The following is a 16,451-nucleotide window of genomic DNA, read 5'->3' on the forward strand; positions in this document are numbered from 1 at the left end:
TTTTTTATTAAAAATTACGACAGAAAATTATATGAAAAGAGATATAAATTTTGGCTGAAGTTGTATGATTGTTCTGATATTGAAAAATGGGCTTTAGCCCATTCCTATTAATGGTTATAAAAAATCAATAGGAGCGGGCTAAAGCCCGCTTAAGAATTTTAGCCTAAACACAATATTTTACATTTTTACAAAAAAAGACCTCTGGAACAACCAGAAGTCTCTCTATTTTAAATGGAAAAAATTATTCCGCCATTGCTTCCCCGGCTTTTCTATAGACAAAACTTCCATAGATATGTCTTCTCGCAAAACGGCTTGGTGAATCAGAGTTAATCATTTTAATATAGGTATTTCTCGGAACTCCCATATATTCATAGATATTTCCATTCAGATGCTGGACCGTTAAAACCGCTTTTTCAAGATAAAAATCCTGAATATTGGATTTTGTAATGGTTTCCGTATATTCTTCCTTGTATTTTTCCTGTGTTTCCGGATTGATACTTACCAGAAAATGATAGGCTTCGATCACAGACTTACTTTTTTCTTCCGCTTCCTGTTTACCGGCTTCATCATTGATAAATTTATCAGGATGCGTATCTTTCATCGTATTCCTGTAAATGGTTTTTAACTCTTTTAAGGTAACATTTTGATCAACTCCAAGAAGCTTTCTGTGTTCACCGATTCTTTTCATATGTAATTATCTATTGATTTCCAAGGATATTTCCAGTGCAATTTTTGCAGCCACCTGTTTTAGGAGACTTGTTCGTATTATCCTTATTTTCGGGGTGCAAAATTACAAAATTAAATCTGATAATCTGTAAAGTATTCATTATTAATTCATTTTATAATTATAATCACAGAAGTATTACCTGAAGGCTGCTGTTTACTATTAAGGAATGGATATCATAATAATGCGGAAGATTGCCTTCAACCGAAACAGACTTTAACCGCTAATGCTTACATTAAATTTGTTTTGGCCAAATATACAAAAGACAAAAGCAGAAGTTTGAACTCCTGCTTAAGAACTATCTCATTATGGTGCTGGCTATGCAAAGACCGCACTGGCCTCTCTTGAAGCTTCTACCATGGCAATAAGAGCTTTTTCAGTCTCTTCCCAATGGCGGGTTTTCAATCCACAGTCAGGGTTTACCCAAAGCTGCTGAGCGGGGATTACAGCCTGGGCTTTTTTCAGCAGCTCCAGCATCTCCTCCTTGGACGGCACTCTGGGTGAGTGGATATCATAAACTCCCGATCCTATTTCATTCGGATATTTAAAGTCTGCGAAGGCATTTAATAATTCCATCTGGCTTCTGGAACATTCTATGGTAATCACGTCAGCATCCATATCGGCAATATCCTTAATAATATCGTTAAACTCGGAATAACACATATGAGTATGAACCTGAGTAGAATCTTCAACACCGCTTGCTGAAATTCTAAAGGCTTCTACTGCCCATTTCAGATAATTTTGCCATTCAGATTTTCTTAAAGGAAGACCCTCCCGGATAGCCGGCTCATCGATCTGGATGATTCTGATGCCCGCTTTTTCCAGATCTTTAACCTCATTCCGGATAGCTAAGGCGATCTGCTTGCAGGTCAGGGAACGGGGCTGATCGTCACGCACAAAAGACCACTGCAGAATGGTAACAGGCCCGGTCAGCATTCCTTTTACCCATTTTTGAGTGAGAGACTGAGCATATTGTGACCAGTATACGGTCATAGGGTGAGGACGGTGTACATCTCCGTAAATGACAGGTGGTTTTACACACCGGCTACCATAACTCTGTACCCATCCGTTTTGGGTAAATGCAAACCCATCAAGCTGTTCCCCGAAATACTCTACCATATCATTGCGCTCAAATTCTCCATGAACCAGTACATCAATTCCGATTTCTTCCTGCCAGCGGATGGTTCTTTCCGTTTCTTTTTTCAGCAGCTCGTTATAATGAGCGGCTGTAAGTTCTCCCTTTTTGAATTGAGCCCTCCAGTTTCTTACTTCCATGGTTTGCGGGAAGGAACCAATGGTTGTGGTAGGAAATAATGGCAACTGCAGTACTTTTTGCTGAACTTCTTTCCTTACCGCAAAAGGATTTTTTCTTCTTGCATCTCCATCCGTAATGGCTCCGACACGGTTTTCCAGTGCCTTTTTGTTTTCGGCCAATAGCTGCAGCGTGTGATAATCGGGATTTCCTGACGCCAGTTTTTTTTAAGACAGCGATCTCATCTACTTTCTGTTTTGCAAAGGCCATCCATTGCTTGATTTCAGGCGATAAAATTGCTTCGTTTTTCTCCAGGTCAAGATCAAAAGGAGAGTGGAGTAATGAGCAGGATGGAGCAATCAATACTCTTTCCGGACCGATTTCATGGATTGCTTTTTTGATCAGTGCCAATGATTTTTCGAAATCATTTTTCCATATATTCCTTCCGTCTACAATGCCTAGTGAAAGGCTTAAAGTACCGGGTATTGCTTGCAGGACTTCATCCAATTGTTCAGGACATCTTACGAGATCAATATGCAAAACATCTGCTGGCAAAGAAACGGCCAGGGAAAGATTGTCCTTTAATCCCTCAAAATAAGTAGTTACAATAAATTTAAGATTGGGAAACTGTTTTCTGATTTCACCGTAAACCCATTGATAGGTCTCTTTTGTTTTTTCATTCAGGTCTAATGCTAAAAAAGGTTCATCAAATTGAACATATTCTGCACCATAGGCTTCCAGTTTCCGGAGGATTTCAAGATAAACAGGCAATAGATTTTGTGCTAAATCCATTTTGTCAAAACCATTTTCTTTTTCTTTACCCAGAAGAAGATAGGTAAGCAATCCGATTATAACAGGCTTTGCATTCATTCCTGCTTCCTTTGCACGGATAAACTCACTGATGATTTTATCGGAAAACAATCTGAACTGCTGGTTTTTTTGAAATTCAGGGACAATATAGTGGTAGTTGGTATCAAACCACTTTGTCATTTCCATAGCCGTGATATCCAATCCGTTTTTCTGGTAACCTCTTGCCATGGCAAAATAAAGATCCGGTTCTGAGTGAGATTCGTTTGAAGCAATTTCCTGGTAACGCTCCGGGATGGCTCCTACGGTCAAAGTCATATCCAGCACCTGATCGTAGTAAGAAAAATCATTACATGGGATAAGATCAATCCCTGCTTCCTGTTGCAATTTCCAGTTTTGAAGACTGATGGTTTTACCGGTTTCCAGTAATTGATTGAGAGAAATCTTGTCTGCCCAATAGTGTTCACAAGCTTTTTTAAGCTCTCTGTTGCTACCAATACGCGGGTAGCCAAGTAAGTGAGTTTGCATTTTTTATCAACTTTTAAATTAAACAATGATTTTAAAAGTTCCTTTGAATGCTTCAAAATACTTGCGCAGGAAGCTTGTAAAGAGGACAGGATACAAAAAGGACGTAAATTTCCTGTTAACGGTGGAATACGTTCAAAATGTATCATCTGTATGACCCGAAGCCTCAAACCGCGAAAGCATTGTCAATTCAGAACAGGCAGGTCTCCTGGCTTACAGCAGTATCTGTCATCCTTCCCGCTCTTTGGCAGTGGATATCCGGGACAGAACTTTTGGTATGCTGATTACAGTTGCGCGACAGCTCATGATTTACACATGATTCCCTATTAATTTACCTTACGTAAAACCTTTTCCGTTTGATGAAGTATTATAAAGAACAAAATAGGGTGTAAAGATATTTATTTAAGATAATTGATTGGGTATTTGATGAAAATTAAGGATGATATTTTTATTTTATGTTTTTTTAAAAGATAAATATTCTGTACATTTGAAAAAATGTCAGTAAAAAAAGAATATTATTCTGTGGATAGATTGGATGATAAGGATCTCCAGCTGCTGAGAATCCTTCAAAAAAAATGCGAAATTAACTGTAAAAGAGCTTGCGAAAGAAGTTAATCTCTCACCATCACCTGTTTTTGAGCGGGTAAAAAGACTGGAGCAGGAAGGGTATATTAAACACTATGCTGCCGTTTTGGAAGCTGAAAAGCTGAACCGCGGATTTACTGTTTTTTGCCAGGTTAAATTAAAGATCCATGACCGGGCTATCGGAAACAGCTTTGTAAAAGATATTATTCAAATTGAAGAAGTAGCAGAATGTTATAATATTTCCGGTGATTTTGATTTTCTGCTAAAAGTTCAGGTAAGAGATATGAGGCATTATCAGGATTTTGTATTCAATAAGCTTGGGTCGGTGGATTCTATCGGGAGCACCCATAGTACTTTTGTGATGGCGGAGGTGAAGAATACGCATGGGGTTTCGATATAGTATTGAATTTGTCAACGCGAAAACTTCGAGATGGATCCTATAATTCAATCCTCATATTATCAAATAAAAAACAGTACCCAATGGTGTACTGTCATTTAGTTTTATTATTTAATCAACCTTATGGCTCATCACAATTTTTCTTCAGCTTTGTAAAAATTTTATCAAAATCTTTATAGGCATTTCCCTCATCATCACGTTTAGGCCTGAAACTGCTGTTGGCACAGTTGTGAAAGCTTAGCCCGATCATGTCGATCAGTGCATAATCTTCTTTCTGGGGATCATTCATTTTAGCATTGAATCTTGCCATTACGCCTTTGGGATCAGCATTATTCTTACTTTTAAGCTCAATATAGGCTTTCCATGCAGCAAACATTTTTTTCTCGGTCAGGAGAAGAGATTGCATCAATGTGCTCTTTGCAGGTGCTGTAAAATTTACTGTCTTTAAGAGTGGAGGGATCAGAATAAGCGAGAATTTCTTCCTTATTCAGCTGATATTCATTCTCAAAAGACATAATGGTTTCCTGTTGTAGTTTTTTCCACATAGGGAGATTGATGACTTCAAGGCTGTAAAGCTCTTTTTTCTTTTCCTGATATTGTTTTTCTAATTGCTGTAAATATTCCTCTTTGTTTTTACGGATTTCTTCAAGGTTGGAAAGTTTAAATACAGGCTGGATATCAAATTGAACTCCATTGAATTGATACAGAAGTTTATTCACACCGTCTATTTCCTCTTTCTTATATTTGGTAGAATCAAAATATCCTTTGTTATCACAATTGAAAGTCTGATAATTGTAAGGGGTAAGATTGTTGTTTTTTGCAGGAGTTTTCTGCCCGCATATAGTAGTAACAGATAAGGCTAAAGAAAGCCCAACCATCATTTTTTTCATGTACATAGTAGTTGAAGAATCCGGATTTGCTATTTTGCTTCAAAATTAAGGCTTTAAATTTGAAAATTAAAGGATTAGACCAACTTTATATGTTTATTTTCTCACTTTGATAATTTTTTTAATGTCTATTGTTGTTTTGAGTGAATTTTTTGTTAAAAATCAGGAGGTTACATTATAATTCTATCCTTATGGTTCGTCACAATCTCTTTTCAGTTGTATGAAAACCTTTTCGAAAGTTTTCAATAAAATGTTCTCTTCATCAGCTTTGGGTCTGAAACTATGGTTTGCGCAATTATTAAAGGCATTCATAAGATCGATGAGTGCATAATCATCTTTTCGCGGGTCATTCCATTTAGCATTAAAGGTGTCGTTTGTTCCGGAATAAGAATCTTCATTTTTTTTAGGTTCAGATAAGCTCTTCCATACGAGGTGCATTTTCTGCTTATCCTGAGCAGTCATTGCATCAATATATTCTCTACAGGTATTGTAAAACTTAGTATTCTGAAGAGATTGCGGGTCAGTATAGCCCATGAGCAGGGCTTTGGTAAGCTGATATTCGTTTTCGAGAAGCTGAACAGATTCGTCACGCTGTTTTTTCCATATAGGGAGATCAATGAATCTGAGATTATTAAGCTCCTTTTTTCTTCCCAGGTATTCTTTTTCAGCTTGTTGTAAAAGCTGAGTGTTGTTTTTCCTGACTTTATCTAATTTTACAGGATTAAAAACAATAAGAGAAGAAAACGGGGACAGGGCCAGAGGATATAAAAGCTTATAGGTACCATCTATCTCTTCTTTTTTATATCGTGCAGGATCATAATACCCCTTGACATCACATCCAAAGGTTTGATAATTGTAAAGAACCAATGGACTTTTCTTAACAGAAGTCTTTTGTCCATAAGCAACAGCTGATAGCAATAAAGAAAAACCGATTATTGTTTTTTTCATATGAATTATTGTAAGGAAGCGGATTCTGATCTGATAACCGCAGAGTATATTCCGGACAAAATTAAGGTTTTATTTTCAGAATATATTTCGTCAGATAAAATCGTATACTTAAATTTTATAGATTTTAAAGAGCTTTTATGTGTTTTTAGTTTTGTTTTTTTTATTATTTTGCGTACACAAAGTAAACCTGGTCCTGTTTCCAGGAAATGCAACGATAGAATTATAAAACAAAATATTAATGTACGAAAACTTAGAACAACTGTTTTACAGGGGAGACCTGGAGCAGTGTATTGCAGAAGGAGAACACTACTTATTATCCCACCCGGAAGATGAAGAGGTTTTATTTTTAATGGCAGTTGCTTACCATGACATCGTTTATTATGACGGACATGAAGCAGTGTACGACGCCATCAGGGATCATGTAATACCTTACCTGCGCAGAATCCTGCATCTAAACCCAAATAATCAAAAAGCACTATACAATATTCTGGATTATCCTTTAGGCAATGAATATAACCTGATGCAGATAGCCAGAAGCAAAAAACATATCACCCAGGAAAATAAGGGGGAATTTATAGGGTATGCGGAACGTATGCTGGAAGACCGGGATTATGTAGGATATGGCTATGACTTTTTGGCTAAAATATATGAATCCCTTGAAGAAAATAAAGCGCTTTTGAACAGTCTTGAAGCCGGAATATATCATTTTCAGAAAGCAGATGCTGATAACCGTGAGATCAGGAACAAAAACACCTCGCTTTTCTGGATTAAAAAGATCTATTTACTGGACCGTACAAAAATGATTTCAGGAGAGGAACTTACAGCACTTATTGATAAAGAACATGCTACTTTTGTGAGCCGTAATGAATATGATTTTATCAATCTTGCCGATATTGCATTTGAAAATAATGCACCCGATCTTTCACTTAAAATGATGCTAAAGGCAATTAATGGTGAAAATTCAGCAGTTCATATTCATGAGAAACTGGCAGAATGGCACCAGCGTTTTGCGAAACTCATTCAAAACGGATTTAATAACCCTGATGTTTTCTATTATCAGCTCATTATTGAAAGAAATTATTGTGATCTGCTGAACCTTTCCCCGGACTTTTACTACTATCATGCTCTTGAAGTGATCAATTCCCGTCCGGAACTGTTCTCAGGATATCATTTTGCGGGTACATTCCTGTATGAAAACGAGCGCTATGCTGAAGCTATTCCTTTATTGGAAAAAGCTGTGCAATTATCATCCAATACTACGGCCTGGAGAAGAAAAGTAGAATCAGAATATCTTTTGAATGGAACCCTGCCATCCGAAATCCCTGTATTTTCTGATGATCCGACAGACATTTACAACGAAGGGGTTATGGTGAACGAGTTTATAGATGTATTAGAAGATGAAAGCGATAAACTGAAATGGCATGAAGCTGGCCGGATCGTATATGAGCAGGCACATGAAGCATTCCGAAAATATTTTGAGGAAGGTAAGTTTGAGAGTGATTATTATAACGATCTGCATACCAGGGCGATGTGTTGTAACAATTTAGCCATTAAGCATTCGTTGCTGGGAGATTATCAGGCAGCAATAGAGACTGCTTCTGAAGGACTCAGATATTCAGAGTTTATGGAACTTCACCTGACTTTGATTGATGCTCTGCTGAATGGAGGAAATTATGAAAGGGCAGAAGAAGCACTGAATAATTATTTCAGCTTATACGGAGAATCCGAAGATTATTTTTATAAAAGCCTTTACAACAGAGCACGTCAGGTTCAGCTTCATGCATTACTGGGAACTGATGATGTTTATAAAGAAGCAGAAGAAGTTCTTACCTATGCCTATCAGCATACGGTAGAGAATCCTGAAATTGATGATTATGACTACAGAGATCTGGAAGCCGGTAAAAATATATTGGAAGGTATTTTATTTCAACATCTGGACAGCCAGGAACTTCCTGTCAGAAAAGCTCATTATGAAGGGATGGCAGAACGTTTTCCACAGGAACCGAATCCTCAGTACGCCTTGATGCAGATTTATAATGAAGAGGAAAACTATGGAAAAGTAGCCTTAGCAGCGAAAAGATACCTTGAAAATAAAAAGGAATTCCTTTTAGATGCTTTTGATAAAGCAAAAACTATTTATATGATCGTGAAAAGTGATTTTCTTCAGGGAAATTACCAGGAAGCAGCTTCTGTTTTCAGTGAGTATGATGCTGAATGTGAAGAAGCCATGGATCCCGAAGAATATGTGCTTTGGTTAAGCTATGGAGTAAGAGTGTATGAAAAACTTAACAATAAAGAGCAGACTTTATCCCTCGCAGACCGATTCAATACTATTTATAATGCTGAAGGATGGGGCTATGACGATCTTGTGGAAAGTGTTGAGCTATCAAAAGCAGTTGTTTTGTATCAGTCCGGCAATTTGAAAGAAGCGCATGCCATATTGGATCAGGTGCGTTCGGTTGCAGATTATGATCCTGTTGCGGATGAATATAAAGCTTCATGGAAAAAACCGGGACTGTTTTCTAAATTCGGATTTTAATCACTAGAGCAAAAAATGGCACATCGTCTTTACGTTTATAATATAGATTCCAAAACAGGAGAGCAGTATCCATACTACCTGGGGGAATGGAATTACGAGATCCCGGAATTGCTCCTTCCTTTATTCTCGTGTGATCCAAGAGCAAAAGGAAAACTTCTGTATTTTGATAAAATTAATGGAGTAGAAAGGTTAAAATCATTCTATCAGTTGCTGGGCGAACATTATCAGTTGCTTTACAAAAAAGCATACTATGAACCCGTTAACAAAATGTTTGAAATGCTGGATAATCTTCCTTATGATACCTTCGTCATCAATGGATGGGATGTCTTCAATATGAGTGATGAAAAACATTCCGATCAGGCCAGAAACTGGGTATTTGAAATTAAGGAAAGAAGTAAGTTGTATGATAAAGCTATGGCCAAGCAGGATCTGGGCTGGCTGGAAAAAGAAATCATAACCAGAAGCGGTTATGGATCTTTTTTAGAAATGCTGGAAACAGACTGGATTGACTATGGTTTGGGTTACTGGAATGAAGATTTATATAAAGATATTTCAGAAACTTTTGAAGACAATGGCCTTTGGGGATTGAAGGACAAAAAAGGCAATATCATCACTCCGCCGGTTTATGAAGAGATCTTCGCTTTTAGTGAAGAAGGAATTGCAGTAGCACAGAAAAATGGTAAATATGGTTACCTGAGAAATGATGGGAAGGTCCTTATTGAATGTATTTATGAAGAAGCTTATGATTCTCTTTTTATCGGTAATAAAAATTATGGAATTATAGAAATAGATCAAAAATGTGGGTTACTTAATATTGAAACAGGGGAAATTGTAATCCCTTGTGAATATGAAGATCTTGAAATGTTAAGACATGTCTACCTTTTTAATGCTAAAAAAGAGGATAAGTTTTATCTCATTGATGTTTCCAATAAACGTGTTATTGAAGAGGGCTTTGATGAACCTTTCGAGTTTAATTATTCAGGATTGGTCTATCGTTCGTTGAAAGGAACATCCAAAAAAGCCTTTTACACATTTGAAGGGGTCTTTTTAGGAGAGCATCCTGAAGATGTATTGAGTGAAATTGGAGAAGGATATTATTGGGTTAAACCAAACAAATTTCAGAAAAAAATCAGTATTATTAAATCAGATGGAAGTCTTCTGGATACTGAAATAGACACCATAATGCTTCTGGATTATTATACTTCTTTTGCCTACAGGAAAGCCAAGAAATGGTACATCTATGATATAAAATCCGGTGAATTCAGGTTACAAACACATACCATCGAAAACATTCACAGGGATTGGTTTGTCCAGTTTATGAAAAATGTATTCCTGCTGTCTGATGAAAACGGCTGGGGCTTATATAACGCTGCTGAAGACCGTTGGCTGTTGCCTTCCTCTAAAGAATATAAAAAAAATAGAATCCTGCCGGGAAGAAATTTTCCGTGTGACTACTTCAGACGGAATGTTTTATTTTGATCAGAAAACTGATACTCAAAGCAGCATCTATGATTATATCGGTGAAGGAATAGAGTATAATGAACAGATGCTTTGTCTTTATAAAGGCGAGCAAATGTTTATATTGGACACCAAAAGACAATTACATCAGGTTTCAGATAACCAGCTGGGAGCTTTGTATGAAAAAAGACATAACCTTCGCGGAAAAGATCAAAAATATTTTCTTGATTTTTATAAAGGTTGGACGGAAAGAAAGGGCGCAGGCTATGAGAAATATTTTGATGACGCAACCCTGATGTCACGGGCTGAAGAATATATCAATGAAGGAAAAATTGAAGAAGCTGTAAGATTATATGAAATAGGTGTGAGCCGGGGAAATACAGACATGATGGTGGAACTCGGGTATATTTATGTTCACGATGATTACCCTGAGTTTTATGACCTGGAAAAAGGGCTCGCCCTCTATGAAAAAGCAGCTGCCAAGAATCACGCCATTGCATGGAATAACCTGGGCTATCATTATCAGAATGGTATTGGCTATCCTCAGGATATTAAAAAAGCGTTGAAATGCTTCAAAAAATCTGCAGAATCAGGAGAAGGGCTGGCCATGCAGAATCTTGGACTTCTGTATTTTTACGGCGAGTATGTACTGCAGGATTATGATCTTGCTTTAGAATACTATAAACAGGCAGAAAAGAAATTCTATTTTAATGATGAGAAGATCGCTGAAATCTATTACCAGAAAAAGTGATTATGACAATCTTCAGCGGTATTTAAGAAAAGACAAAGAAAATACCTATTCCAATATCTATTACGGAATCATGTATGACGAAGGGCTGGGAGTAAAGATGAACTCTAAAAAAGCAATTAAATACTACGAAAAATCGCTGGAATACGGCTATTACACTACGGCGTTAAGCAGGCTTTTATATTTTTATAAAGAAGATCCGGTCTTTACTGATCCGGAGAAATATCAGTACTGGAAGAGATTTGGTGAAGAGAATGATATGGAGCTGTAAGCAACATTTATTTTTTATATCATCATTACTATAAATGAACAGAGCTTTTGCCATTCCAAACTAATCCGACAGTGGAATGGCAAAGGTTTTTATAATACCGGGTTATTAATTACAAATATAGTATGCCAGAGCTTACAAAATTCCTTTTATACGCAGGTGTTGCAAAAGCATAATTGTTTTAGCATCATTTATATCCCCACTGTCAATCATTGTCAGTGTTTCTTCAAAAGGAAGCTCCAGAACTTCAATATTTTCACCCTCTTCTGCAAGTCCGCCACCGTCTGCCACTTTCATTTCATTAGAATATTCAGCAATGAAAAAATGTAGGATTTCCGTTACGGAACCGGGAGACATATAGGCTTCAAACACCTTTTCAACCTTGGAAATTTTATATCCTGTTTCTTCTTCCGTTTCCCGTTTGATGCAATCTTCAGGATTATCATTGTCTAAAAGCCCGGCACAGGCTTCAATAAGCATTCCGGAAGCATTTCCGTTAATGTAAGTCGGCAAACGGAATTGTCTTGTCAGAACAACAGTTTTAGATTGGGTATTATACAAAAGAATAACAGCTCCGTTTCCTCTGTCATATGCTTCTCTGCTATGTGTTTCAGTTGTTCCGTCTTTTTTTAGAATACTATAGGTTACTTTATTTAAGGTGTACCAGTTATCTGATAAAATTTCAGTTTTTAGAATGGTAATATTAGGATTTTGCATGGAATCTTTATGTTATGTCGTCAGACTTGTTTTTGATTAATTCTTATCTTTTTGGCTCCCTTTCTTGTAATAAATCAGATAATGCATCATTCAGATCCGGAAATTTAAAACGAAAACCCTCCTTCTGAATCTTAAGAGAAGAGGCCCGTGACCCTTCCAGTATTGCTGTAGCCAATTCCCCGAACATAAGCTTTAAAATAAATCCGGGAACATTAGGCAAAAGTAAAGGTTTCTTAAGAACATGAGCAATTTCTTTTGTTAAATCGCGGTTGGTAATATGCTGCGGTGAGGCTGCATTATAAGCACCATCAACGGCAGTATTCTTCAGGGCAAATTCATAGGTGTAACAGATGTCTTCAATATGAATCCATGGCATATATTGTTTGCCACTTCCCAGAGGAGATCCTATATAGTATCGAATGGGACGGACCATTTTCTTCAACGCGCCCTCTTTTTCACTCAGGACAACAGCTGTTCGTATTTTAACAACCCTTTCAGCAAGATGCTGCTCTTTAAAATGATCGGCAGCTTTCTCCCATAAAACGACTATCTCACTTAAAAAGTCGTTTCCCGGAGAATCATTTTCTTCATATATTTTTTCTTCGGTTTTTGTTCCGTAAAAGTTGATGCCGGAAGCTGAAATAAAGGATTTAAGCCTGATGTTTTTCTTTTTTAAAGTATCAGACAGCAATTTTGCAGAGTCAATCCTGCTGGAAATCAGAACTCTTTTTCTTTCCTTTGTCCATCTTTTTTCTGAAATATTAGCACCAGCCAGATGAATAATGTGGGATAGATTTTCAAAAGCAGCTTCATCTATACTTCCATTCTCAATATTCCATTCATATTCATTAGGTCGTTTTTTTCTTACGGGTGAGAAATCTTACATTGTATTCATGCTCAATCTTTTTAGCCAGTTCCTGTGCAATCAGTCCTCCGGCGCCGGTAATCAAAACATTTTCTTTCATAATATTTAGGTGATAAGGTGAACATTTATATTTGATTTTTTAACAATCAGAACAAAGTCTTCTTCTAAAAGTTTATAGCCGTAATCATAAATAAATCTGTATTCAGAGCCATTTTTATAAACTTTCAGATTGGTAAAATAATCAAAATCGAAACCTAAATTGTCGAGTCTGGATTTTGTAATTTTTGTTTTTCCGTCCGTATTTATTTCTTTTAGGATACGATAATTTTTGCGGAGCTTATTATTGACATTCCGCATCAGATTGGTAGAATCTTTGTTCTGCTTATTGTTATAGGCATTCCGGCAGGCATCATTGCAGAATTTTTTATCAGACCTCCCGATAATTTTTTTCGCCACATTCCAGGCAATTCATCATATTTATTTTTTCACTTTGTGTCCATGAGCATGTTTTTTCTTTAACAATCTTATAAACCTGCTGTGTGAAGGATAACTCCTGTTGGGCGTTATATTGTTGAAAAATAAAGCCACAAGCAGCAGGATAATACATCCTGATAAAACAGGAGAGATAACGTACCAATATCCTAATTCCGGGATTTTTCCGGTAGAACTTACCGCAATCAGAGCTGTTGCTCCCCCTGGTGGATGCAGTGTTTTGGTATACTGCATCAATACTATGGAAAAGGCTACTGCCAACGGCGCAGAAAGCCAGATAATATCCGGTACAAGCTGATAAACGGTAACCCCGGCCAATGCTGAAAGAACATGCCCGCCCACCAGATTCCTCGGCTGGGCCAATGGGCTTTGAATGGCTCCATAAATAAGAACACTGGACGCTCCGAAAGAACCGATCAGAAATATATTTTCCGTTTCTGCTAAAGAATGAGACTGTATAAAAGCAATCAGTCCAATCCCGAAAAAAGCTCCCAAAAATGACCAGAAATGCTCCTTGTAATCAACAAGTGTTTCTCTATAGATTACATATTTCGAGACCCTGTATGTTCTTTTTATTGTCTTCTTCATTGGATGTTCTTCTTTACTTTATAGATTGATTTATAAAACAAAGATACAGAATTATCCATTTGTAAATGGATCGTCTTGCGTTGGTAACAGTTTTTTTAAAATAAAAAATATAATATGAATGAGCAGATAAAATTGTTGTATGAAATAAGTTGTTTAATGTTGAAGCTGTTTAAATTTTTAGATTAATTATTTTAAACCACAATAGATTTACTAAATCCAAACTTTATGCATAATAATTAAGTAAACTTTCTACAGAATTATTTTAAACTTCCTTACGTGAACTGAAGTGTTTTAAAAAAAAACTCTTTGTTACTTTTGCGGTTGTGTGAAGTTTAAATAATTTCATTGAATATTTTGAATAAAAAATATTATTTTCATGTAATTGTTATAAATTGATTAATTGTAAATTATTATTAAAGCCAATTCAAAAACTATTACTATGGAAAAACAAGCCGTAAAACCGGAATTTACTTTAAAAATGTTTGAAGTATTGGGTGGTATGTGGATCTCCGGTTGTGTAAAAACAGCAGCAGAATTAAACATTGCAGACCTGCTGTCAGAGGCCCCCAAAACAATTTCTCTTCTGGCGAAAGAAACTCAATCTGATGAAAAAGCACTTTACAGAATCATGAGGGCATTAAGCAGTGTCGGGATTTTTGAAGAACTTGAAAACAAAACCTTTATTATGAATGATTTGGGGGCGGCCTTGCAGACGGATGTTCCCGGAACCGTAAAAGATTTTGTGCTGGCCAATATGGGTGAACATTTTCCGGGTTTTGGAGAGCTTACCCGTACTGTGAAAGAAGGTAAGGTTCCTTTCGAGCATGTGTACGGAATGAATCTTTGGGAGTATTATAAAAAGTATCCTGAACTGGCTGCCAATTTCGGAAGAGGAATGACAGGACTATCCAATATGGAATTGCAGGGAATTATCGGAAACTATGATTTTAAGCCTTATAAAACCATCGTAGATATTGGAGGTGGCAATGGGGTGATGATGTATGCTATGCTCAAATCGGCTCCTGAAAGTTCCGGAGTTATCTTCGATGAAGCTCATGTTATAGAAAAAACTGTTGAATTAATTCCTGAAAATTTAAAAAACAGATGTTCAACTGCTACCGGGAGTTTCTTTGATAAAGTTCCTGCAGGTGGAGATCTGTATACTATGAAGTGGATTATCCATGATTGGAATGATGAGGAGTGTATCCGGATTCTGAAAGTATGTTATGAAGCAATGCCAAAAGGAGCAAAATTATTAATTATTGATGGGGTAATTCCTGATGATTCCCGGAACCAACCTCATCTTGCAAAACTGTTGGATATTGTAATGATGGCCTGCCTCACAGGAAGAGAAAGAACTTTAGATGAATTTAAGCAACTTATACAAAAAGCAGGATTAAAGTTTACCCGGCTTGTTGATATAGGCACGCAAAGTAAAAGCATTGTGGAATGTGAAAAGATATAAAATATAAGTACCAAAATCTTTTAGCAAAAAACAGGAAATCTATTTAGCTTATCCTTTACAATCTAAGGTATTCTTAGTTAAAAAGAAAATCAGGATAGAACATCTTCTATCCTGATTTAATATATCTTAGTATCAGTCATCATTAGGTGGAAAGAATAGTCTTACTGTTACTTCTTCAGTCTATTGATTTCCTCTTTTAGCAGGCTGATGTATTCCTGTAGATTTTTAATGATTTCTATGCTTAACTCATTATTAATGGTAGCATTATTATTCCCAACATTAGCTTGTGTGTTATCATTAAAAACCGGATTATTTACAATAACGTTTGCTTCATCCTCTTCATAAATTTCATCAACAGGAACATCTAAAAAATTAGCAATCTTAGTCCATTCCGCTTGTGTTATCGATACAGCACCGCTTTCTTTTCTGCTATAATTGGAAACATCAGTGGGTATTATATCAGCCATTTGTTGTTGAGTATAGCCCTTTCTTTTTCGTACTGTGCGTAATTTTTCTTTTTGCATGTTAGACGTTTTTTACAAATTTGCAAAAAATAACTTATAAAAAATAGGGGGCTTTAAAAATTTTTATCATGAAAAATAAAATTTATTATTCCTGAGTAAGTTCATATTATTGCTCTTATTTTCAAACTGTATCAATATTTTTTTTTCTGTAGAAAATAAGTATTACTAAACAATTTTAATTTTACATATCCGACCGCAAACGACTACAAATGAATTTAAATAGTTTATAACCGACTGTTTTTAGGTGAGATCGCAAACTTTGCAACAGAGATTTGAGAAAGCAGTGAACGTCTCTTATCTGAATTATTAATTTTAAAATCTAAACGTTATGTCACTAAGAAACAAAGTAACATTAATTGGTTACACAGGTAAAGAAGTTGAAATGGTAAACTTCGAAAATGGAAATGTAAAAGCAAGTGTATCTTTAGCCACCAGTGATCACTACACCAATGCTAAAGGTGAAAAAGTAGAAGAAACACAATGGCACAATCTGATTGCTTTCGGGAAAGTTGCAGAAATTATGGAAAAGTATGTCCCTAAAGGAAAAGAAATTGCCATTGAAGGTAAGCTTACATACAGGTCTTATGACGATAAGGATGGTGTAAAGCGTTACATTACGGAAATTAGAGTAGATGAGATCCTGTTGTTAGGAGGTAAATAAT

The 16,451-nt window shown here is 36.3% G+C and carries 14 protein-coding genes, 3 pseudogenes and 1 riboswitch; of the genes and pseudogenes, 7 read left to right on the forward strand and 10 right to left on the reverse strand.

The window, feature by feature from the left end; genetic code table 11:
* Window positions 1–241: 241 nt before the first annotated feature.
* Both HX13_RS08815 and metE read right to left on the reverse strand, forming a co-directional pair.
* Complete coding sequence (locus HX13_RS08815) at window positions 242–688, reverse strand: KTSC domain-containing protein (protein ID WP_050020783.1); 447 nt, start codon at window positions 686–688, stop codon at window positions 242–244.
* Between the two features lie 354 nt (window positions 689–1,042).
* Window positions 1,043–3,311 (reverse strand): annotated as a pseudogene (metE, locus tag HX13_RS08820) (5-methyltetrahydropteroyltriglutamate--homocysteine S-methyltransferase).
* Window positions 3,312–3,488: 177 nt separating this feature from the next.
* A riboswitch (cobalamin riboswitch) is annotated at window positions 3,489–3,674 on the reverse strand.
* 129 nt (window positions 3,675–3,803) lie between these two features.
* Between metE and HX13_RS08825 the strand changes: the two are divergent.
* Window positions 3,804–4,293, forward strand: a pseudogene (locus tag HX13_RS08825) (Lrp/AsnC family transcriptional regulator).
* Between the two features lie 118 nt (window positions 4,294–4,411).
* Here the strand turns inward: HX13_RS08825 and HX13_RS23920 are convergent.
* From HX13_RS23920 to HX13_RS08835, 3 genes are all read right to left on the reverse strand, one after another.
* The gene (locus tag HX13_RS23920) at window positions 4,412–4,666 is read right to left on the reverse strand and encodes a hypothetical protein (protein ID WP_238555190.1); all 255 of its coding nucleotides are present in this window, start codon (window positions 4,664–4,666) and stop codon (window positions 4,412–4,414) included.
* Window positions 4,638–5,171, reverse strand: a complete 534-nt coding sequence (locus tag HX13_RS08830) for a hypothetical protein (RefSeq protein ID WP_238555191.1) — start codon at window positions 5,169–5,171, stop codon at window positions 4,638–4,640. The genes HX13_RS23920 and HX13_RS08830 overlap by 29 nt, the downstream gene beginning before the upstream one ends.
* Window positions 5,172–5,366: 195 nt before the next feature.
* Window positions 5,367–6,125: a hypothetical protein gene (locus HX13_RS08835; protein ID WP_050020784.1), complete on the reverse strand. Its 759-nt coding sequence runs from the start codon at window positions 6,123–6,125 to the stop codon at window positions 5,367–5,369.
* 238 nt (window positions 6,126–6,363) lie between these two features.
* Between HX13_RS08835 and HX13_RS08840 the strand changes: the two genes are divergently transcribed.
* Genes HX13_RS08840 through HX13_RS21990 form a run of 4 tightly spaced genes read left to right on the forward strand, consistent with a single transcriptional unit; the run spans window position 6,364 to window position 11,141 of the window.
* Window positions 6,364–8,664, forward strand: coding sequence for a tetratricopeptide repeat protein (locus HX13_RS08840; protein WP_050020785.1), 2,301 nt, complete (start codon window positions 6,364–6,366; stop codon window positions 8,662–8,664).
* A 15-nt stretch (window positions 8,665–8,679) separates the two neighbouring features.
* On the forward strand, window positions 8,680–10,143 hold the full coding sequence (locus HX13_RS21980; protein ID WP_128572293.1) for a WG repeat-containing protein: 1,464 nt from the start codon (window positions 8,680–8,682) through the stop codon (window positions 10,141–10,143).
* Entirely contained in the window at window positions 10,112–10,873 is a 762-nt protein-coding gene (locus tag HX13_RS21985; protein ID WP_128572295.1) for a tetratricopeptide repeat protein, read from the forward strand. The genes HX13_RS21980 and HX13_RS21985 overlap by 32 nt, the downstream gene beginning before the upstream one ends.
* Entirely contained in the window at window positions 10,833–11,141 is a 309-nt protein-coding gene (locus HX13_RS21990; RefSeq protein ID WP_128572297.1) for an SEL1-like repeat protein, read from the forward strand. Before HX13_RS21985 ends, HX13_RS21990 begins: the two co-directional genes overlap by 41 nt.
* Window positions 11,142–11,273: 132 nt before the next feature.
* Here HX13_RS21990 and nudK read toward each other — a convergent pair whose 3' ends face one another.
* From nudK to HX13_RS08865, 4 genes and pseudogenes are all read right to left on the reverse strand, one after another.
* Window positions 11,274–11,855, reverse strand: coding sequence for a GDP-mannose pyrophosphatase NudK (gene nudK / locus HX13_RS08850; protein ID WP_050020786.1), 582 nt, complete (start codon window positions 11,853–11,855; stop codon window positions 11,274–11,276).
* Between the two features lie 43 nt (window positions 11,856–11,898).
* Window positions 11,899–12,687 carry a TIGR01777 family oxidoreductase gene (locus tag HX13_RS08855; protein WP_316931299.1) on the reverse strand — a complete coding sequence of 263 codons (789 nt, stop codon included), beginning with the start codon at window positions 12,685–12,687 and terminating at the stop codon, window positions 11,899–11,901.
* Between the two features lie 138 nt (window positions 12,688–12,825).
* A pseudogene (locus HX13_RS08860) lies at window positions 12,826–13,195 on the reverse strand (hypothetical protein).
* Between the two features lie 2 nt (window positions 13,196–13,197).
* Complete coding sequence (locus HX13_RS08865; RefSeq protein ID WP_050020787.1) at window positions 13,198–13,800, reverse strand: HPP family protein; 603 nt, start codon at window positions 13,798–13,800, stop codon at window positions 13,198–13,200.
* Window positions 13,801–14,239: 439 nt separating this feature from the next.
* Between HX13_RS08865 and HX13_RS08870 the strand changes: the two genes are divergently transcribed.
* Complete coding sequence (locus tag HX13_RS08870; protein WP_050020788.1) at window positions 14,240–15,265, forward strand: methyltransferase; 1,026 nt, start codon at window positions 14,240–14,242, stop codon at window positions 15,263–15,265.
* Between the two features lie 167 nt (window positions 15,266–15,432).
* Here the strand turns inward: HX13_RS08870 and HX13_RS08875 are convergent, their stop codons facing one another.
* Entirely contained in the window at window positions 15,433–15,789 is a 357-nt protein-coding gene (locus HX13_RS08875) for a helix-turn-helix domain-containing protein (RefSeq protein ID WP_050020789.1), read from the reverse strand.
* A gap of 328 nt (window positions 15,790–16,117) precedes the next feature.
* Here HX13_RS08875 and HX13_RS08880 point away from each other — a divergent pair, with 328 nt between their 5' ends.
* The gene (locus tag HX13_RS08880) at window positions 16,118–16,450 is read left to right on the forward strand and encodes a single-stranded DNA-binding protein (RefSeq protein ID WP_045497669.1); all 333 of its coding nucleotides are present in this window, start codon (window positions 16,118–16,120) and stop codon (window positions 16,448–16,450) included.
* The last annotated feature ends 1 nt before the right edge of the window (window position 16,451 follow it).

The sequence above is a fragment of the Chryseobacterium sp. P1-3 genome, assembly GCF_000738495.1.
In the GTDB taxonomy this organism is placed as follows: domain Bacteria; phylum Bacteroidota; class Bacteroidia; order Flavobacteriales; family Weeksellaceae; genus Chryseobacterium; species Chryseobacterium gallinarum.